We start from the raw sequence: 17573 nt of genomic DNA, 5'->3' as shown, positions 1-17573 counted from the left end.
CCGACCACCCTCACGAACTCAGGCCGGCACGTAGGTCAACCGAAGCACGTCCTCGCCCATCGGCTCGTGGCTCACCAGCCGCAGCGGCGGCCGGGGTCCGGCGAAATAGGGCTGGCCCTGGCCCAGCACCACGGGGTGCAGGTAGATCCGGTACTCGTCGATCAGGCCCAGCTCGGTGAGGCGCTTCGCCAGGTTCGGGCCGGCCACTTCGATCTCGCCGTCGTGCCCGGCCTTCAGCGCGCGGATCGCTCCCTCGAGGTCATCCCCCACCAGCGTGGCGTTGGGACCAACCGACTTCAGGGTGTGCGAGACCACCCACTTCGGCTGCCGGCGCCACGCCGCCGCGAAGGCGCGTTCCTCGGCGTCCCATTCCGAATGCTCGTCGTCCCAGTAGCGCATGATCTCGTACATCACGCGACCATAGACGCTCCCCGTCTGCCCCTGGGCCTGCTCGATGAAATGGCGAAAGAGCACGGGGCCGGGCGCGAAACCCGTGTGGTCGACGTAGCCGTCGAGGGACTGGTTCATGCCGAACACGAGCTTGGCCATGGCGTTTCCTTTCTGGTGCAAAGGGGCCGCCGCCAACATGGGCGCCCCACCCTCACGACGAATGGGCCAGGGCGCTTTCGACATCCCGGGGAGCGGCAGCGCCCGCCGGGTGTCTGGTCACTGCGGCGTGAGCCGCTCCAGACCGCCCAGGTAAGGCCGCAGCACCTCGGGCACGGTCACGCTGCCGTCGGCGTTCTGGAAGTTTTCCAGCACCGCCACCAGCGTGCGGCCCACCGCCAGGCCCGAGCCGTTGAGCGTGTGCACGAGTTCGTTCTTGCCCTGCGCGTTCTTGAAGCGCGCCTGCAGGCGCCGCGCCTGGAAGGCTTCGCAATTGGAGACCGAGCTGATCTCGCGGTAAGTGCCCTGCGCGGGCACCCACACCTCCAGGTCGTGCGTGCGGGTCGAGCCGAAGCCCATGTCGCCGGTGCACAGCACGATCACGCGGTAGGGCAGGCCCAGCTTCTGCAGCACGGCCTCGGCGTGGCCGGTCATCGCGTCCAGCGCCTCGTAGCTCTTCTCGGGGTGCACGATCTGCACCATCTCGACCTTGTCGAACTGGTGCTGGCGGATCATGCCGCGCGTGTCGCGCCCGGCGCTGCCCGCTTCGGAGCGGAAGCAGGGCGTGTGCGCGGTCAGGCGGATCGGCAGCTCGGCTTCGGCCAGCACCGTGTCGCGCACGGTGTTGGTCAGCGTGATTTCACTGGTGGAGATGAGGTAGAGCGCCTGCGTGTCCGGCACTTCCTCGCCTTCCTGGCCACCCTTCTTCACGGCGAACATGTCGCCCTCGAACTTGGGCAGCTGCCCGGTGCCCAGCAGGGTCTCGGCGTTGACGATGTAGGGCGTGTAGCACTCGGTGTAGCCGTGCTCCTGCGTCTGCACGTCCAGCATGAACTGCGCGAGCGCGCGGTGCAGGCGGGCGATGGGGCCGCGCATGAAGGTGAAGCGCGAGCCCGCGAGCTTGGTGCCGGTCTCGAAGTCCAGCCCGAGTTTTTCGCCGATGTCGACGTGGTCGCGCAGCTCGAAGTCGAACGCGCGCGGCGTGCCCCAGCGGCGCAGCTCCACGTTGCCGTTTTCGTCCTCGCCCACCGGCACGCTCTCGTGCGGCAGGTTGGGCACGGCCAGCAGCAGGTTCTGCAGCTCGGCCTGGATCACCTCCAGCCGCGCGGCCGAGGCTTCCAGCTCGGCCTTGAACGCCGCCACCTGGGCCATGGCCGCGTCGGCCTCGGCGTGCTGGCCCTTGCCCTTGAGCATGCCGATCTGCTTGGACAGCGTGTTGCGCTGGCTCTGCAAGTCCTCGGTGCGCGTCTGCAGCGCCTTGCGCTCGGACTCCAGCGCCTGGTAGGCGGGCACATCCAGGTAGGGCTGGGGCTGCTTGCGGGTCTGCAGGCGCGCCACGACCCCGTCGAGGTCTTTTCTCAGTTGAACGATGTCTAGCATGCGGCGATTGTAGTTTTGCGCCCCGGCCGGGCGCGGCGGGCGCGCCTCAGCGCAGGTGTTCCAGCGGCTTGGTGTCTTCGCCGTCGATCTTCAGGCCCTTGGGCAGCGGGAACTTGATGGTCTCGGTCAGCCCGTCCATCGTGCGCACCGAGATCGCGCCCAGCGCCTTGATGCGCTCGATCACCTGGCGCACCAGGATCTCGGGCGCCGAGGCCCCCGCCGTCAGGCCCACGCGGCTTTTGCCTTCGAACCACTCGGCCTGGATCTCGTCGGCGCTGTCCACCATGTGGCTGGGCGTGCCCAGCTTCACCGCCAGCTCGCGCAGGCGGTTGCTGTTGGAGCTGGTGGGGCTGCCCACCACGATCACGATGTCCACCTGCGGGCTCAGCAGCTTGACCGCGTCCTGCCGGTTCTGCGTGGCGTAGCAGATGTCCTGCTGCTTGGGTTCGCGCACGCTGGGAAAGCGCGCCTTCACGGCGTCGAGGATCTCCGCCGCGTCGTCCACCGACAGCGTGGTCTGCGTGACCACGGCGAGCTTCTCGGTCTGCGCGGGTGCGGCGCGGGCCACGTCGGCCACGTCTTCCACCAGGTGGATGCCGCTGTCGAGCTGGCCCATGGTGCCTTCCACCTCGGGGTGGCCCTTGTGGCCGATCATGATGAACTCGTAGCCCTCGCGGTGCAGCTTGGCCACCTCCACGTGCACCTTGGTCACCAGGGGGCAGGTGGCGTCGAAGATCTGGAAGCCGCGCTGCCGGGCTTCCTCCTGGATCGCCTTGCTCACGCCGTGCGCCGAGAACACCAGCGTGGCACCGGGCGGCACATCGGAGAGTTCCTCGATGAAGATCGCGCCCTTGGACTTGAGGTCGTTGACCACGTAGGTGTTGTGCACGATCTCGTGGCGCACGTAGATCGGCCGGCCGAACTTGACCAGCGCGCGCTCGACGATCTCGATCGCGCGGTCCACCCCGGCGCAGAAGCCGCGCGGCTCGGCCATGATGATTTCGGGTGAATCGCCCATCACAGCACCCCGATCAGTTGCACTTCGAAGCGCACCGGCTGGCCCGCCAGCGGGTGGTTGAAATCGAACAGCACCGCGCCGTCCTCGCGCACCTGGACGGCCGCGCCGGCGTAGCTGCCCAGGCCGTCGGGCGTGGGGAACTGCACCACGTCGCCCGCGGCGTACTGCTCGTGCGGATCGCCCAGCTCGTTGAGCAGCTTGCGCGCCACCCACTGCACCATGTCCGGCTGGCGCTCGCCGAAGGCCTCGCCCTCGGCCAGTTCGATCACCGTGCGCGTGCCCTCCTCCAGCCCGATCAGGCGCTGCTCGATCGCGGGCGAGAGTTCGCCCGCGCCCAGGCTGAGCGTGGCGGGCTTGCCTTCGAAGGTGTCAATGATCACCTGTCCCTGCGGCCCGGACATGCGGTAGTGCAGGGTCAGGAAGGAGCCTTCTTGGACTTGGGGCATAGGTGGGGGAGTATGTCAGTAAAAAGTATGCGAAAAAGGCGGCTGGGGGCCGACACAGCCCCTATTGTAAAAACCCCACCCAATCAGGAAGGACCGCCCATGAATGGCCTGTCAATCAATGGCGTCAAGCACTGGCCGCGGGAATCACGCCCCCGCGAAAAACTGCTCGCCCGAGGCCCCACCGCGCTGAGCGATGTCGAGTTGCTCGCCCTGCTGCTGCGCACCGGCATCACCGGCAAGGACGTGCTGCAGCTGGCCCATGAACTGCTGAGCCGTTTTGGCGGCATCAGAGGTCTGCTGGACGCCGGGGCCGACTCCCTCAAGCAGATCAAGGGGCTGGGACCCGCCAAACGCGCGGAAGTGGTCGCGGTGCTGGAGATTGCGCGCCGCGCGCTGACCGAGAAGCTGGAGAAACGACCCGTCTTCGAGAGCCCCAAGGCCGCGCGGGAATACCTTCAGCTGCAGCTGGGCGCACGGCCCCATGAAGTGTTCGCCGTGATGTTCCTGGACAGTCAGAACCGCCTGATCGCGATGGAAGACATGTTCCGGGGCACGCTCTCCCAGGCGACCGTGTACCCGCGCGAGATCGTGGTGCGCGCCCTGCACCACCACGCCTCGGCCGTGGTGCTGGCGCACAACCACCCCAGCGGCAACGCCGAGCCCTCGCTGGCCGACATCGAACTGACCCGCACCGTGCTCACCGCCCTGGCCCTGGTGGATGTGCGCGTGCTGGACCATTTCGTGGTCACGCGGGAGCACGCCGTTTCCATGGCCCAGGAGGGCCTGATGTAAACCCCGCGCCGGGCAGCGGCGGTCTGGCCGGGCGACAATTCCGGCCATGAAAGTCCACACGCTGGCCGAGTTGAAGGCGTTCAAGCGGGCCATGGCCGAACGCGCGGCGGCCGAGGCCCAGCGGCGCGAGGCCGAGCGGCTGGCCGCGCTGCGCCGCGAGCGCGAACACCGGCTGTTCGAGCTCGCGGTGGGCCCGGTGCAACGCATGCCCCATCGGGGCCGCATCGAGCCGCGCCCGGTGCCGGTGGACCCGGTGCCCCTGCAGCGCCAGCGCGACGAAGCCTCGGTGATGCGCGAGGCGCTGTCGGACGAGTTCGACGTCGAGACCCTGCTGCACACCGACGAGCTGCTGAGCTACCGCCGCCCGGGCCTGGGGCCGGAGATCGTGCGCAAGCTGCGCGAGGGCCGCTGGAGCATCCAGCGCCAGATCGACCTGCATGGCCTGCGCACCGACGAAGCCCGCGAGGCCCTGGGCCGCTTCATCCGCGAGGCCCACCTGGCCGGCCTGCGCTGCGTGCGCGTGGTGCACGGCAAGGGCCTGGGCTCACCTGGGCGCACCCCGGTGCTGAAGAACCGCGTGCTGCGCTGGTTAGTGCAAAAGAAGGAGGTGATCGCCTTCGTGCAGGCGCGCCCGGCCGAGGGCGGCGCCGGCGCGCTGGTGGTGCTGTTGCGCTCGGGCTGACGCAGGTCCATACTGCATGCCCGCTGTTGGAAAGGACCGCATATGCTGGCCAACGCTGCAGTGACCACCATGCTCCCCGTCGTCGACATGGCACGGGCCCGCAAGTTCTACGAAGGAGGGCTCGGGCTGGTGCCCGGCGGCTCCCGACCGGATGGCAAATTCGTGTACCGGGTGGGCGGCAGCACCCTGGCGCTGTTCCCCAAGCCCGAAGGCACCAAGGCCGAGCACACGGCGATCAGCTTCCAGGTGGCGGACATCGCGGCCACCATCGCGAAGCTGAAGCAGGCCGGCGTGGTGTTCGAGGACTACGACTTCCCGGACTTCAAGACCGTGGACCACGTGTGCGTGCTCGGCGCCGAGAAGGCCGCGTGGTTCAAGGACACCGAAGGCAACTACCTGTGCCTGCACGAGGACATCCCGCAGCTGGCCGCCGCCACGGGTTGAGGCGCTAGCCAGGCGAGTTGCGCATCCAGTCCGCGGTCTGGAAGAAGCTGGTCTTGAGCCGCTCGCGCAGCGGCGCGTCCACGCCGGTCTCGCCCATGGCCTGGTCCATGCAGGCCAGCCACTGGTCGCGCTCGATGATGCCGATGGCGAACGGCATGTGCCGCATGCGCAGCCGCGGGTGGCCGAACTGCTCGGTGTAGTGCTGCGGGCCGCCGAGCCAGCCGCAGAGGAACCAGAACAGTTTCTGCCGCGCGCTGTCCAGCGAGTTGCCGTGCGCGGCGCGCAGTTCGCGGTAGCGCGGCTCGATGTCCATGAGGTCGTAGAAGCGGTCGACGAGTGCGCGCACCTGGCCCTCGCCGCCGATCCAGTCGAAGGGCGTGGCGTGCTGCGTGGGTTCCTGGGGTTGAATGAGATCGCTCATGCCGTTGTTCAGACTGCTGCCTTGCGCAAGGTTTCCACCACCGGCGTGCGCAGCACGCTGCGCAGCCCCCACCAGCCCGCCAGCAGCGCCAGCAAGGCGCCCGCGACGGCGCCGCCCAGCGGCACCCAGGGCGAAGCCGTCCACGAGAACTGGAACACGAAGCGCGCCAGCGCCCAACCCACCGCGACCGCCACGGCCGAGGCCAGGAAGCCCGCCAGCAGGCCCACGCCGAGCAGCTCGATGCGCTGCACCTGGCGCAGCAGCTTCGAGCCCGCGCCCACGGCGCGCAGGATGGCGAACTCGCGCTCGCGCTCGCCGCGCGTGGCCGTGACGGCCGAGAGCAGCACCACCAGGCCGGCCGCGAGCGTGAAGGCGAACAGAAACTCCACCGCACTGATGACCTGGCCCAGCACGCGCTGCACCTGGGCGATGGTCTGGCTCATGTCGACGTTGGTGATGTTGGGAAACTGGCGCACCAGCCCGTTGTCGAAACCGTTCGTGGGCTCGGGCGCGCGGAACGCGCTGATGTAGCTCAGCGGCACGTCGGGCACCTGGGCCACCGGGAACACCACGAAGAAGTTCACCCGCATCGAGCCCCAGTCCACCTTGCGCAGGCTGGTGATGCGGCCTTCGGTCACCTGGCCCGCGATGTCGAAGCCCAGGCGGTCGCCGAGCTTGAGGCCGAGTTCTTCGGCCAGGCCTTCTTCCACGCTCAGCGCATCGGGCTCGTTGTCGGTCCAGCGGCCGGCGATCACGGGGTTGTGCTCGGGCACGGTGGCGGAGTTGGAGAGATTGAACTCGCGGTCCACCAGGCGCTGCGCGCGGTCTTCGGTGAAGTCTTCGGGCACCACGGCCTTGCCGTTGATGGTGACCAGCCGGCCCCGGATCATGGGGTACCAGTCGTAGCGCTGCACCCCGGCCTGCCGCAGCGCCTGCTGGAACGCCTCGCCCTGGTCGGGCTGCACGTTGATGACGAAGCGGTTGGGCGCGTCGGGCGGCGTGGCATTGCGCCAGCTGGAGATGAGGTCGGTGCGCAGCAGCACCAGCAGCACCAGGGCCAGCAGGCCGACGGCGAGCGCGCTGATCTGCACCACGGCATAGGCCGGGCGCGCCGAGAGCTGGCGCGTGGCCATGACGAGCGCGCGCGGCGCGGTGGCTTCGTTCACGCTCGCGCGCAGCACGCGCACCGCCGCGTAGCTGGCGGCGGCGAACAGCAGCACCGCACCCGCGAAGCCGCCCACGGCGATGGCGCCGAGCAGCAGGTCGCGGCTGGCCGCGAGCAGCAGCGCAGCAAAACCGACCACGCCCAGGCCCAGCACGGCCAGGGTGGCGGGCTTGAGCTGGCCCACGTCGCGGCGGATCACGCGCAGCGGCGGCACCTGGGCCAGCTGCAGCACTGGCGGCAGGCCAAAGGCCATCATGAGCGTGAGGCCCATGCCCAGGCCGAGCAGCACCGGCGCGATGCTGGGCGCGGGCAGGCTGGCTTCGACCAGCCCGGCCAGCAGCAGCACGAAGGCGTGGTGCACCGCGTAGCCGATGGCCACGCCCAGGGCGCTGGCGAACAGGCCGATGAGCGCGAATTCGAGCGTGTAGGCGCGCGCCATGGTGCCCTGCGACAGGCCGAGCACGCGCAGCATGGCGCAGTCGTCCAGGTGGCGCTGGGCGAAGCCGCGCGCGGCGATCGCCACGGCCACGGCGCACAGCAGCGCGGCCAGCAGGGCCACGAGGTTGAGGAATTTTTCGGCGCGCCCCAGCGTCTGCTGCATCTCGGGCCGGCCGCCTTCGAGCGACTCCAGCCGCATGCCGCGCACGTCGGGCTGCTCCATGGCCTTCGTGGCCCAGTGGCTGAAATCGGCCACGCGAGCCTCGTTGCCGATCACGGCCAGGCGGTAGGTCAGGCGGCTGGCGGGCTGCACCAGGCCGGTGGCGGGCAGGTCGGCCGCGTTGAGCATGACGCGCGGCGCGAAGCTCATGAAGCCGGCGCCCCGATCGGGTTCGACCGTGATGAGGCGCGCGATGGTGAGCGCCGAGTCGCCCAGCAGCAGCGTGTGGCCCATCTTCAGGTCGAGCGCGACCAGCAGGGCTTCGTCCACCCACACGGTGCCGGGGGCGGGAATCTCGCGGGTGGCGCTGTCGGGCCCGCCCTGGGCCTCGGCCACGCGCAGGCTGCCGCGCAGCGGGTAGCCCTCACCCACGGCCTTGAGCGCCACCAGGCGCGCGGCACCGCCTTCTTCTTCGCGCGCGCGGCCCATGGTGGGAAAGCCCAGCGTCTGCGTGGTGCTCAGGCCCAGTTCGCGCGCCCGGGCCTCGAACGAGGGCGGCGGCACGTGGTCGCTGCTGATCACCGCGTCGCCGCCGAGCAGCGCGCTGGCGTCACGCGTGAGGCCGCCCTGCAAGCGGTCGGCGAAGAAACCCACCGCCGTGAGCGCGGCCACCGCGAGGGTGACGGCGAGCATCAGCAGGCGCAGTTCGCCGGCGCGCCAGTCGCGGACCAGGGAGGACCAGCCCAGGGTCCAGAAGCGGATGGGCAAGGAGGGGGTGGGCGGTGTCATGGTGCGGGGTTCGAGCGCGCGCGGCCCGACTGGTTCACTTCGTCCCAAAGATTCGGTCGCCCGCGTCGCCCAGACCCGGGACGATGTAACCGTGTTCGTTCAGCCCGCGGTCCACGGCGGGGGTGTAGACCGGCACGTCGGGGTGGGCGTCGTGGAAGGTCTTGAGGCCTTCGGGGCAGGTCACCAGACAGACGAAGCGGATCGAGCGCGGGTTCGTCTTCTTGAGCCGGTCCACCGCGCTCACGGCGGAGTTGCCGGTGGCGAGCATGGGGTCGAGCACGATCACGTCGCGTTCGTGCATGTCGTGCGGCATCTTGAAGTAGTACTCCACCGCCTTGAGGGTGGCGGGGTCGCGGTACAGGCCGATGTGGCCGACGCGCGCGCCCGGGATCACCTGCAGCATGCCGTCCAGGAAACCGTTGCCCGCGCGCAGGATGGAGGCCAGAACCACCTTCTTGCCGTCGATGACGCGCGAGGTCATCTTCTCCAGCGGGGTCTCGATCTCGATCTCCTGCATCGGCATGTCGCGCGTGATCTCGTAGGCCAGCAGGGCGCTGAGCTCGTGCACGAGTTCGCGGAAGCTCTTGGTGCTGGTGTCCTTGCGGCGCATGAGGGTGAGCTTGTGCTGCACCAGGGGGTGGTCAATGACGTGGACGTCTCGGCTCATGGGAGGGGTCTCTCGGAGGGGGGTGATCCGAGTTTATGCCCGAACGCGCGGGCGCCGCCGCTTCAGGACGCGGGGGCGGCGCGCTCACGGGCCACGGGCGCGGCCGGCGGCACCGCGTCCAGCACCAGGCGCTGGGGGTTGGCGTAACACAGGAAGCGCTGGTTGGTGGCGCGGCCGATGGCGCACAGGCCCACGCGCAAGGCCACGTCCAGCCCCATCTGCGTGATGCCGCTGCGCGAGACCACCACCGCCACGCCCATCTGGGCCGACTTGATCACCATCTCGCTGGTGAGGCGGCCAGTGGTATAGAAAATCTTCTCGCCCGTAGGCGCGTCCGATTGCAGAGCCATCCAGCCCGCGATCGTGTCCACCGCGTTGTGGCGGCCCACGTCTTCCACGAACAGCTGCAGCTCCTGCCCATGAAACAGCGCGCAGGCGTGCACCGAGCCGGCCGACTTGTAGGTGCTCTCCTTGAGCCGGATCGCGTTGACGATGGCGTAGAGCTGCGACTGCGTCAGCCCGGCCTCGTCGGGCAGGCGGATGCTGTCGATCTCGTCCATGAGGTTGCCGAACACGCTGCCCTGGCCGCAGCCGGTGGTGACCACGCGTTTGGAGGTGCGCTCCTCGATGCGGTCGATGCCGTGCCGGGTCTTGACCGACGCGGCGTTCACGTCCCAGTCCACGGTGATGGATTCGACCTCCTCCACCGAAGCGATGAGCCGCTGGTTGAGCAGGTAGCCCAGCACCAGCCACTCGGGCTGCGCGCCCAGCGTCATGAGCGTGACCAGCTCGCGCTTGTCCACGTAGACCGTGAGGTCGCGCTCGGCGGGGATGGAGATGGTCTCGCGCGCGCCGTGCTCGTTCATGACCTCGACTTCACGGGTCAGCGGCGCGCGCGCCTGGGTCAGTTGGGGCAACAGGGGCATGGGCGAAGACTACCGCATGAAAAGGGCCGCCACCCGAGGGTGCGGCCCATGGCAAGACAGGGAAAGCGGTTTATTTCTTGGCCGGCGTGGTCACCGCGGCGGGGGTGTTCGTGCTCGGTGGGCCCTTGGCGGTTTCCGCCGGTGAGTGGGCACCCGCAGCCTCGATCGGTTTGGGGGCGGTGTAGGCGAAGGGGCCCGGGTCGGTGCAGGCCGGGGCATTGGCCGTCGCCGGTGGCACGCTCTTGCCGGTGGCCGCGGCGGTCTTGAAGTAATTGGCGGCGGCCTTGTCCATGTAGGCGCACAGCTTGTAGCCATCGACCTTGGCGGCCCAGGCCGTCTTGGCCGCCGCTTCGGCGGCCTTGGCCTTGGCCTCTTCCGTCGGCGGCGGGGGCGCGGGCAGCTTGGCGTGGGCCGTGGCGGCCAGCAGCAGGGTCAGGCACAGGAGGCTGCGTTTCATGGGTGGTCCTCGTTGTCTCGTTGTGTTCAAGCCTTGACGGCGCGCGAGGCCTCGGCCGCGCTGGCCGCGTCCACCGGGCCCGCCGTGCGTTGCGCGGGGATCTTGCCGGCCTTGATGTCGTCGTACCAGAGTTCGTGGTGTTCTTTGGCCCAGGTCTCGTCCACGTAGCCGGTCTTCATGGCCTTGTAGGCGCCCTTCATGCCGATCGTGCCCAGGTAGATGTGGCCCATGAACAGCGCCATCATCAGCACCGCGGCACTGGCGTGGATCATGTGCGCGATCTGCATGTTGCCGCGCGTGTAGTCCACCGAGGGCAGCAATTTGTCCAGGAACAGGCCCGAGCCCACCACGATCAGGCCGAAGAAGAACACGCCGGCCCAGAACACCACCTTCTCGCCCGCGTTGAAGCGGTGCGAAGGCACTTCCTGGCCGCTGAACAGGCCACCGCCCTTGAGCAGCCAGGTGATGTCTTCCTTGGCCGGCAGGTTGTCCTTGATGAAGGTGAGGATCACAACCACCAGCGACACCGCGAACAGCGGCCCGGCGAAGTTGTGCAGGTTCTTCAGCGCGTAGGTCAGCCAGCCGAACAGCGTGCTGCCGATGATGGGCAGCAGGAAGAACTTGCCGAAGGCCATGATGATGCCGGAGACCGCCAGCGCCACGAAGGCGATGGCGTTGACCCAGTGCGCGGCGCGCTCGAAGTAGGTGAAGCGCTCGATCACGCGGCCGGTGGGCTGACCGTGCACGGGGATCGCGCCCTTGGCGAAATAGAACAGCGCGATGGCGACCGCGACGATGAGCAGCACCGAGCCGCCGTAGGGAATGATCCACTGGTTGCGCACCTGCCGCCAGGCTTCGCCCGCGTTGGTCAGGCGCGCGCCGGGGTAGTTCACGAACGGCTGGATCAGGTTGCCGGCCTCGGGATACGGCAGGCTGGAATAGCCGGTCACGCCCTTGCCCACGTCGCGCCACATCGGCGCGTTGTTGCCGGGCTGCACCTTGCCGCGTTCGGCGTTGGTCTGCTCCGGGTACTTCGGGTCCTTGTTCGCGTCGGGTGCGATCTCGAAGATGTTGGCGCCCTTGATGCCACCCATCTGGCCACTGGCCGGTGCGGCCGCGCCGGCGGGCGCCGGGTCTTCCTGCGGTGGCTCCACCTTGAGCGTCTGGGCATTGGCCCAGGCCGCGCTCAGCGTCAGCAGCGCCATGCACCACACCTTGGGCGACGCCAGGTGGCGCAGGCCTTGAGTCAGGAGGCTGTACATGGTGGGGGCCTCAGGGTTTGTTGCCGCCCATGCGGGTGTAGTCGTTCTGGCCGTACTGCGCGCGCGTCTTGAGCTGCTGTTCCCAGCTGGTCTTGTCGCCCGCCTTCCAGTTGGTGTTGGCGTACTGGCTGCTGCCCACGCCCTGGTACGGCGCGCTGTCCTGCTTGACGCCGGCCGCGTTCATTTCCTGCGGTTTCTCGCCGCAGGCGGTGAGCGCGAGCAAGGCGGCGGCCACGGTGGTGGTGAGTGCGAAGCGGCGCATCATGACTTGGTCCCTTGTGCGGTGCCGTAGGCGGTGCCCCAGCCCCAGACTTCGGCGCCCTTGCCGCGTTGCAGCACGCGGTTGCGGAAGATGTCGGCCACCACGTCGCCGTCACCGGCGAGCAGGGCCTTGGTCGAGCACATCTCGGCGCAGGCCGGCAGCTTGCCTTCGGCCAGGCGGTTGCGGCCGTACTTCTCGAACTCGCTCTGGCTGCCGTGGGCCTCGGGGCCGCCGGCGCAGAAGGTGCACTTGTCCATCTTGCCGCGCACGCCGAAGGTGCCCTGCGAAGGGAACTGCGGCGCGCCGAACGGGCAGGCGTAGGAGCAGTAGCCGCAGCCGATGCAGACGTCCTTGTCGTGCAGCACCACGCCCTCGTCGGTGCGGTAGAAGCAGTTGACCGGGCAGACCGCCATGCAGGGCGCGTCGCTGCAGTGCATGCAGGCCACCGAGATCGACTTCTCGCCCGGAATGCCGTCGTTGAGCGTGACCACGCGGCGGCGGTTCACGCCCCAGGGCACCTCGTGCTCGTTCTTGCAGGCGGTGACGCAGCCGTTGCATTCGATGCAGCGTTCGGCGTCACAGATGAATTTCATTCGTGCCATGTGGTGCTCCTGGTCTTATGCTTTTTCGACGTTGCAGATCGTGGTCTTGGTTTCCTGCATCATCGTGACGATGTCGTAACCGTAGGTCGTGCCGGTGTTGACGGCCTCGCCGCGCACCACGGGGAAGGCGCCGTCGGGGTAGTAGGGCTTCATGTCCACGCCCTGCCAGCGGCCCGAGAAGTGGAACGGCAGCCACACCGTGTCGGGTCCCACGCGCTCGGTCACCAGCGCCTGCACGTTCAGGCGCGCGCCGGTCGGGGTGTTGACCCACACGCGCTCGCCGTTGCGCACACCACGCTCGGCCGCCGCCTTCGGGTTGATCTCGACGAACATCTCCTGCTGCAGTTCGGCCAGCCAGGGGTTGGACCGCGTTTCCTCGCCACCGCCCTCGTACTCGACCAGGCGGCCCGAGGTCATGATGAGCGGGAATTTCTCGTGCATCTTGTCGTCCACGTTTTTCTGCTGGAGCGACTTGTAGAGGATGGGCAGGCGCCAGACGGTCTTGCGGTCGTCGTGGGTCGGGTACTTGGCGATCAGGTCCGGGCGCGTGCCGTAGATCGGTTCGCGGTGCTGCGGCACGGCGTCGGGGAAGTTCCACACCACGGCGCGCGCCTTGGCGTTGCCGAACGGGTGGCAGCCGTGGGCCATGGCCACGCGGATGATGGCGCCGGTCGGGTCGGTCTTCCAGTTCTTGCCTTCGGCGGCCTTCTGCTCGGCTTCGCTGAGGTCGGCCCACCAGCCCAGCTTCTTGAGCAGCACGTGGTCGAACTCGGGATAGCCGGTGGTGATCTCCGAACCGACCGAGTAGGAACCGTCTTCGGCCAGCAGGGACTTGCCCTCGCGCTCCACGCCGAAGTTGGCGCGGAAGTTGCCGCCGCCTTCCATCACGTGCTTGGAGGTGTCGTACAGGTTGGGCGAGCCGGGGTGCTTGATCTGCGGCGTGCCGTAGCAGGGCCAGGGCAGGCCGAAGTAGTCGCCGGTCATGTCGTAGCCGGTTTCCTTGTCCACCACCTTGCCCTTGGCTTTGAGCGTCTTCACGTCGAAGGCGTTCATGTTGCGCATGTGGGCCTTGAGGCGCTCCGGGCTCTGGCCGGTGTAGCCGATGGTCCAGACCGACTTGTTGATCTCGCGCAGGATGTCTTCGGGCATGGGCTCGTCCAGGCCTTTGATCTTCTGCATCTTGTAGTTCTTGCTGAGCTCGGTGGCGAAGCCGAGTTTTTCAGCGAACTGGTGCATGATCATGTGGTCGCTGCGGCTCTCCCACAGCGGGTCGATGACCTTCTCGCGCCACTGCAGCGAGCGGTTGGACGCGGTGCAGGAACCGCTGGTCTCGAACTGCGTGGCCGCCGGCAGCAGGTACACCGCACGGTTGGGGTTGAGGTCCTCGGCCTTGCCGGGCATGGCAGCCATCGAGGCGGTGGCCGAGGGGTACGGGTCCACCACCACCAGCAGGTCCAGCTTGTCCATCGCGCGCTTCATCTCCAGACCGCGGGTCTGCGAGTTGGGCGCATGGCCCCAATAGAACACGCCGCGCAGGTTCGGGCCCTGGTCGATCAGCTCGTTGTTCTCGAGCACGCCGTCGATCCAGCGCGAGACCGTGATGCCGGGCTTCTCCATCGTGCCGTCGGCGTACTGTTTCTTGATCCACTCGTAGTCCACGCCCCAGGCGTTGGCGAAGTGGCGCCACGAGCCGGCGGCCAGGCCGTAGTAGCCGGGCAGCGAGTCGGGGTTGGGGCCGACGTCGGTCGCGCCCTGCACGTTGTCGTGGCCGCGGAAGATGTTGGTGCCGCCACCGCTCTTGCCCACGTTGCCCAGCGCCAGCTGCAGGATGCACGAGGCGCGCACCATGGCGTTGCCGATGGTGTGCTGCGTCTGGCCCATGCACCAGACGATGGTGGCCGGCTTGGCTTCGGCCAGCATCTTGGCCACCTTGAACATCTGCTCTTCCTTGACGCCGCAGGCCTCTTCCACGGCCGCCGGCGTCCACTTCGCCATCACGTCGGCCTTGACGGCTTCCATGCCGTAGACGCGGTCGTTGATGTACTGCTTGTCTTCCCAGCCGTTCTTGAAGACGTGGTACAGCACGCCGAAGAGGAAGGGGATGTCGGTGCCGGAGCGGATGCGCACGTACTCGTCGGCCTTGGCCGCGGTGCGGGTGAAGCGCGGATCCACCACGATCATCTTGCAGCCGGTTTCCTTGGCGTGCAGCATGTGCAGCATGGAGACCGGGTGCGCCTCGGCGGCGTTGGAGCCGATGTACAACGCGCACTTGCTGTTCTGCATGTCGTTGTACGAGTTGGTCATGGCGCCATAACCCCAGGTGTTCGCCACGCCGGCCACCGTGGTGGAGTGGCAGATGCGCGCCTGGTGGTCGCAGTTGTTGGTGCCCCAGAAGCTCACAAACTTGCGCATGAGGTACGCCTGTTCGTTGCTGTGCTTGGAGGAGCCGATGAAGTACACCGAGTCGGGGCCGCTGGCCTCGCGCAGTTCCTTCATCTTCGCGGTGATCTCGTTGAGCGCGGTGTCCCAGCTGATGCGCTGGTACTTGCCGTTCACCAGCTTCATCGGGTAACGCAGGCGGTACTCGCCGTGGCCGTGCTCGCGCAGCGATGCGCCCTTGGCGCAGTGCGCACCGAGGTTGATGGGGGAGTCGAACACCGGTTCCTGGCGCACCCAGACGCCGTTCTCCACGATGGCATCGGCCGCGCAGCCCACCGAGCAGTGCGTGCAGACGGTGCGCTTGACCTCGATCTTGCCGGTGCCGTCGATGGACTTGCCGCCCGACGCGGCCTCGGCCTTCTTCACCAGCGTGAGCTGGCTCGCGGCCAGGCCGACGCCCACACCCAGGCCCGAGCGGCGCAGGAAGGCGCGGCGGTCCATGGTGGGCAGGGCCGTCGACAGGCCACGCTGCAGGCGGTGCACGAAGCCGGAGGACGTGGAAGAGGATGCGCGCGAAGCGTGCGCACCCGACGGGGATTTTTTGGTCAGCAACATGGGAGGCGCTCCTGTTCGCTCAGATGCGGGTGGTCTGGTAGTACTGCTTGACGTGATCGCTCAGCGAGTAACCACCGCCCTTGGTGGGCGCCGGCTTGGGCTCGGCCACGGCGGCCGCGTCTTCAGGCGCGACGCGGGGCAACAGGGTGGCCGCGGCGGCCAGCGCGCCCACGGTGGACGCGCCCGCAAACAGAGTGCGGCGCTTGAGGTTCGGACGGCCTTCTTCGGGCGTGGATCGTGGGGACTTGTTCATGCATGTCTCCTGTGGGGTTCGGTCCCGCATCACAACATGCGGGCCTTTTGCATACGTCGAATCTAACCGGCCCCCACCCCCTATGCAAGCCATCCATAAGGGCGCCCTCCGCGTGAAATGCGATCGGTTCTCATCGCCGCATGTCGCAGCGCAGCATGCTGCCGCGCTTCCGAATTCATAGCCAGAACCGTGCCATGGTGCCGGCGTGGACCACCCCTCGCACGGACCCCGGGGGGTTGCGGGGCGATGCGCTTCACGGCCTAGGGATAACCCATGGAACGAATCCATTACGCGCTGGCGTGGACCGTCAAACTGTCCATCGTCGATGCGACAAATTGTCGCGACCGCCCTCCCGCGCGCGGGGTCGGAAATGCGCCAATACCCCAGTGATTTCGTAGGCTTACTCCGTAGAATCCTTCGGGGTGGACACCCCCTTTCTTCCCCCCTCGCCCGAAAGAACCCTGGAGGGTTGGCCCGACTGGTCGATCCTGATCGTCGACGACGAACAGGGCATGCTCAACTTCCTCGTCAAGACGCTGGCACCGCGCTGCCACTTCGTGATGAGCGCCTCCAGCGCCGAGGACGGCGCGCAGTGGCTGCGCGGCCACCACGTGGACCTGGTGATCCTCGACATCTCGCTGCCCGGCAAGAGCGGCGTGGTCTGGCTCAAGGAGTTGCGCGAACAGGGCTTCACCGGCGAGGTGATCCTGATCACCGCCTTCGCCGACCTGGACACCGCCATCGAAGCGCTGCGCGCGGGCGCGTCGGACTTCATCCTCAAACCGTTTCGCGTGCCGCAGATCCTCAACGCGGTGAAGCACTGCTACGAGCGCTCGCGCCTGCGGCGCGAGAACTTCGTGCTGCGCCGCGCGGTGGTCACCAGCGCGCCCGGGCGCGCGGCGCTGGTCGGTGCCTCGCCGGCCATGCAGCATCTGCGCGAGTCGATCGCGCGCGTGGCCCCGGTCAACAGCACCGTGCTGCTGCAGGGCGAGTCGGGCACCGGCAAGGAGCTGGTGGCGCGCGAGCTGCACGCGCTCAGCAGCCGCGCGGGCGGCCCCTTCGTGCCGGTCAACTGCGCGGCGGTCTCGCCCGAGCTGATCGAGAGCGAGCTGTTCGGCCACGCCAAGGGCGCGTTCAGCGGCGCCACGCGCGCGCGCGACGGCCTGTTCCACTACGCGCAGGGCGGCACGCTGTTCCTCGACGAGATCGCCGAGCTGCCGCTGTCCATCCAGGCCACGCTGCTGCGCGCGATCGAAGACCTCAACATCCGCCCGGTGGGCAGCGAACAGCTGGTGCCGCTGAACCTGCGCATCGTCGCCGCCACCAACCGCCAGCTCAGCGAGGAGGTGGCGGCCGGCCGCTTCCGCAAGGACCTCTACTTCCGCCTGCAGGTGGTGGACCTCACGCTGCCGCCGCTGCGCGAGCACAAGGACGACATCGCCGAACTCGTGGCGCACTTCATCGCCCAGCTCGCGCCCTCGCTCGGCGTGGAGCCCCTGGTCATCAGCGAACCCGAGATGGACTTCCTGCGCCAGTACGACTGGCCCGGCAACGTGCGCGAGCTGCGCAATCTGATCGAGCGCTCGCTGATCCTGGGCAGCCTCAACGTGTCGGCGCTGTACCCGGGCCAGACCCGCCGCCCCGAGGCCAGCAGCGCCGCGCCCACCGATCTGCACACGCTGGAGAAGATGCACATTCTCTCGGTGCTCGATTCGGTGCAGGGCGACAAGACGCGCGCGGCGCAATTGCTCGGCGTCTCGCGCCGCACACTGGAACGCCGCGTGGCCGAATGGGGCGCGACATGACACC

18 protein-coding genes are annotated in these 17573 nt (G+C 68.3%); 4 read left to right on the top strand and 14 right to left on the bottom strand.

Annotated elements, in window-relative coordinates; all coding sequences use genetic code 11:
* Nucleotides 1-18: 18 nt before the first annotated feature.
* The 4 genes from AC1Q9M_RS07100 to AC1Q9M_RS07085 all read right to left on the bottom strand — a co-directional run bounded on the left by AC1Q9M_RS07100 (nt 19) and on the right by AC1Q9M_RS07085 (nt 3450).
* Nucleotides 19-549: a dihydrofolate reductase family protein gene (locus AC1Q9M_RS07100; RefSeq protein ID WP_492433050.1), complete on the bottom strand. Its 531-nt coding sequence runs from the start codon at nt 547-549 to the stop codon at nt 19-21.
* 117 nt (nt 550-666) lie between these two features.
* Nucleotides 667-1986, bottom strand: coding sequence for a serine--tRNA ligase (serS, locus tag AC1Q9M_RS07095; protein WP_382323434.1), 1320 nt, complete (start codon nt 1984-1986; stop codon nt 667-669).
* A gap of 46 nt (nt 1987-2032) precedes the next feature.
* Nucleotides 2033-3004, bottom strand: coding sequence for a 4-hydroxy-3-methylbut-2-enyl diphosphate reductase (gene ispH / locus AC1Q9M_RS07090; protein ID WP_444688396.1), 972 nt, complete (start codon nt 3002-3004; stop codon nt 2033-2035).
* Entirely contained in the window at nt 3004-3450 is a 447-nt protein-coding gene (locus AC1Q9M_RS07085) for an FKBP-type peptidyl-prolyl cis-trans isomerase (RefSeq protein WP_382323433.1), read from the bottom strand. The genes ispH and AC1Q9M_RS07085 overlap by 1 nt, the downstream gene beginning before the upstream one ends.
* Before the next feature lie 99 nt (nt 3451-3549).
* Here AC1Q9M_RS07085 and radC point away from each other — a divergent pair, with 99 nt between their 5' ends.
* The 3 genes from radC to AC1Q9M_RS07070 are packed head-to-tail and all read left to right on the top strand — an operon-like array spanning nt 3550 to nt 5368.
* On the top strand, nt 3550-4242 hold the full coding sequence (radC, locus tag AC1Q9M_RS07080) for a RadC family protein (RefSeq protein ID WP_382161092.1): 693 nt from the start codon (nt 3550-3552) through the stop codon (nt 4240-4242).
* A 46-nt stretch (nt 4243-4288) separates the two neighbouring features.
* Nucleotides 4289-4924 carry a Smr/MutS family protein gene (locus tag AC1Q9M_RS07075; protein WP_444688397.1) on the top strand — a complete coding sequence of 212 codons (636 nt, stop codon included), beginning with the start codon at nt 4289-4291 and terminating at the stop codon, nt 4922-4924.
* 42 nt (nt 4925-4966) lie between these two features.
* The gene (locus AC1Q9M_RS07070) at nt 4967-5368 is read left to right on the top strand and encodes a VOC family protein (RefSeq protein ID WP_444688398.1); all 402 of its coding nucleotides are present in this window, start codon (nt 4967-4969) and stop codon (nt 5366-5368) included.
* Nucleotides 5369-5372: 4 nt separating this feature from the next.
* On the opposite strand, the gene AC1Q9M_RS07065 is transcribed toward AC1Q9M_RS07070, so the two are convergent.
* The 10 genes from AC1Q9M_RS07065 to AC1Q9M_RS07020 form a co-directional block, all read right to left on the bottom strand.
* Nucleotides 5373-5789 carry a group II truncated hemoglobin gene (locus tag AC1Q9M_RS07065; RefSeq protein ID WP_382323430.1) on the bottom strand — a complete coding sequence of 139 codons (417 nt, stop codon included), beginning with the start codon at nt 5787-5789 and terminating at the stop codon, nt 5373-5375.
* Between the two features lie 8 nt (nt 5790-5797).
* Nucleotides 5798-8341, bottom strand: a complete 2544-nt coding sequence (locus AC1Q9M_RS07060) for an ABC transporter permease (RefSeq protein ID WP_444688399.1) — start codon at nt 8339-8341, stop codon at nt 5798-5800.
* Between the two features lie 34 nt (nt 8342-8375).
* Nucleotides 8376-9008, bottom strand: a complete 633-nt coding sequence (gene upp / locus AC1Q9M_RS07055) for a uracil phosphoribosyltransferase (RefSeq protein ID WP_382323429.1) — start codon at nt 9006-9008, stop codon at nt 8376-8378.
* A gap of 62 nt (nt 9009-9070) precedes the next feature.
* A complete protein-coding gene (locus tag AC1Q9M_RS07050; RefSeq protein ID WP_382323428.1) occupies nt 9071-9934 on the bottom strand; it encodes a formate dehydrogenase accessory sulfurtransferase FdhD in 864 nt (287 codons plus the stop codon).
* Between the two features lie 70 nt (nt 9935-10004).
* The gene (locus tag AC1Q9M_RS07045) at nt 10005-10391 is read right to left on the bottom strand and encodes a hypothetical protein (protein ID WP_382323427.1); all 387 of its coding nucleotides are present in this window, start codon (nt 10389-10391) and stop codon (nt 10005-10007) included.
* A gap of 26 nt (nt 10392-10417) precedes the next feature.
* Nucleotides 10418-11653 (bottom strand): formate dehydrogenase subunit gamma, encoded by a 1236-nt coding sequence (locus tag AC1Q9M_RS07040; RefSeq protein WP_492433044.1) that lies wholly within the window; start codon nt 11651-11653, stop codon nt 10418-10420.
* Between the two features lie 10 nt (nt 11654-11663).
* Nucleotides 11664-11918, bottom strand: coding sequence for a hypothetical protein (locus AC1Q9M_RS07035; protein ID WP_291115507.1), 255 nt, complete (start codon nt 11916-11918; stop codon nt 11664-11666).
* On the bottom strand, nt 11915-12517 hold the full coding sequence (fdh3B, locus tag AC1Q9M_RS07030; protein WP_291115509.1) for a formate dehydrogenase FDH3 subunit beta: 603 nt from the start codon (nt 12515-12517) through the stop codon (nt 11915-11917). The genes AC1Q9M_RS07035 and fdh3B overlap by 4 nt, the downstream gene beginning before the upstream one ends.
* Before the next feature lie 15 nt (nt 12518-12532).
* Complete coding sequence (locus AC1Q9M_RS07025) at nt 12533-15511, bottom strand: formate dehydrogenase subunit alpha (protein WP_492433041.1); 2979 nt, start codon at nt 15509-15511, stop codon at nt 12533-12535.
* A 19-nt stretch (nt 15512-15530) separates the two neighbouring features.
* Nucleotides 15531-15764, bottom strand: a complete 234-nt coding sequence (locus AC1Q9M_RS07020) for a formate dehydrogenase (RefSeq protein WP_382323426.1) — start codon at nt 15762-15764, stop codon at nt 15531-15533.
* 422 nt (nt 15765-16186) lie between these two features.
* Here AC1Q9M_RS07020 and AC1Q9M_RS07015 point away from each other — a divergent pair, with 422 nt between their 5' ends.
* Complete coding sequence (locus tag AC1Q9M_RS07015; protein WP_382323425.1) at nt 16187-17569, top strand: sigma-54-dependent transcriptional regulator; 1383 nt, start codon at nt 16187-16189, stop codon at nt 17567-17569.
* The last annotated feature ends 4 nt before the right edge of the window (nt 17570-17573 follow it).

The sequence above is a fragment of the Hydrogenophaga sp. GW823-FHT04C09 genome (assembly GCF_058796355.1).
This window is presented reverse-complemented; position numbering and strand designations above follow the sequence as displayed.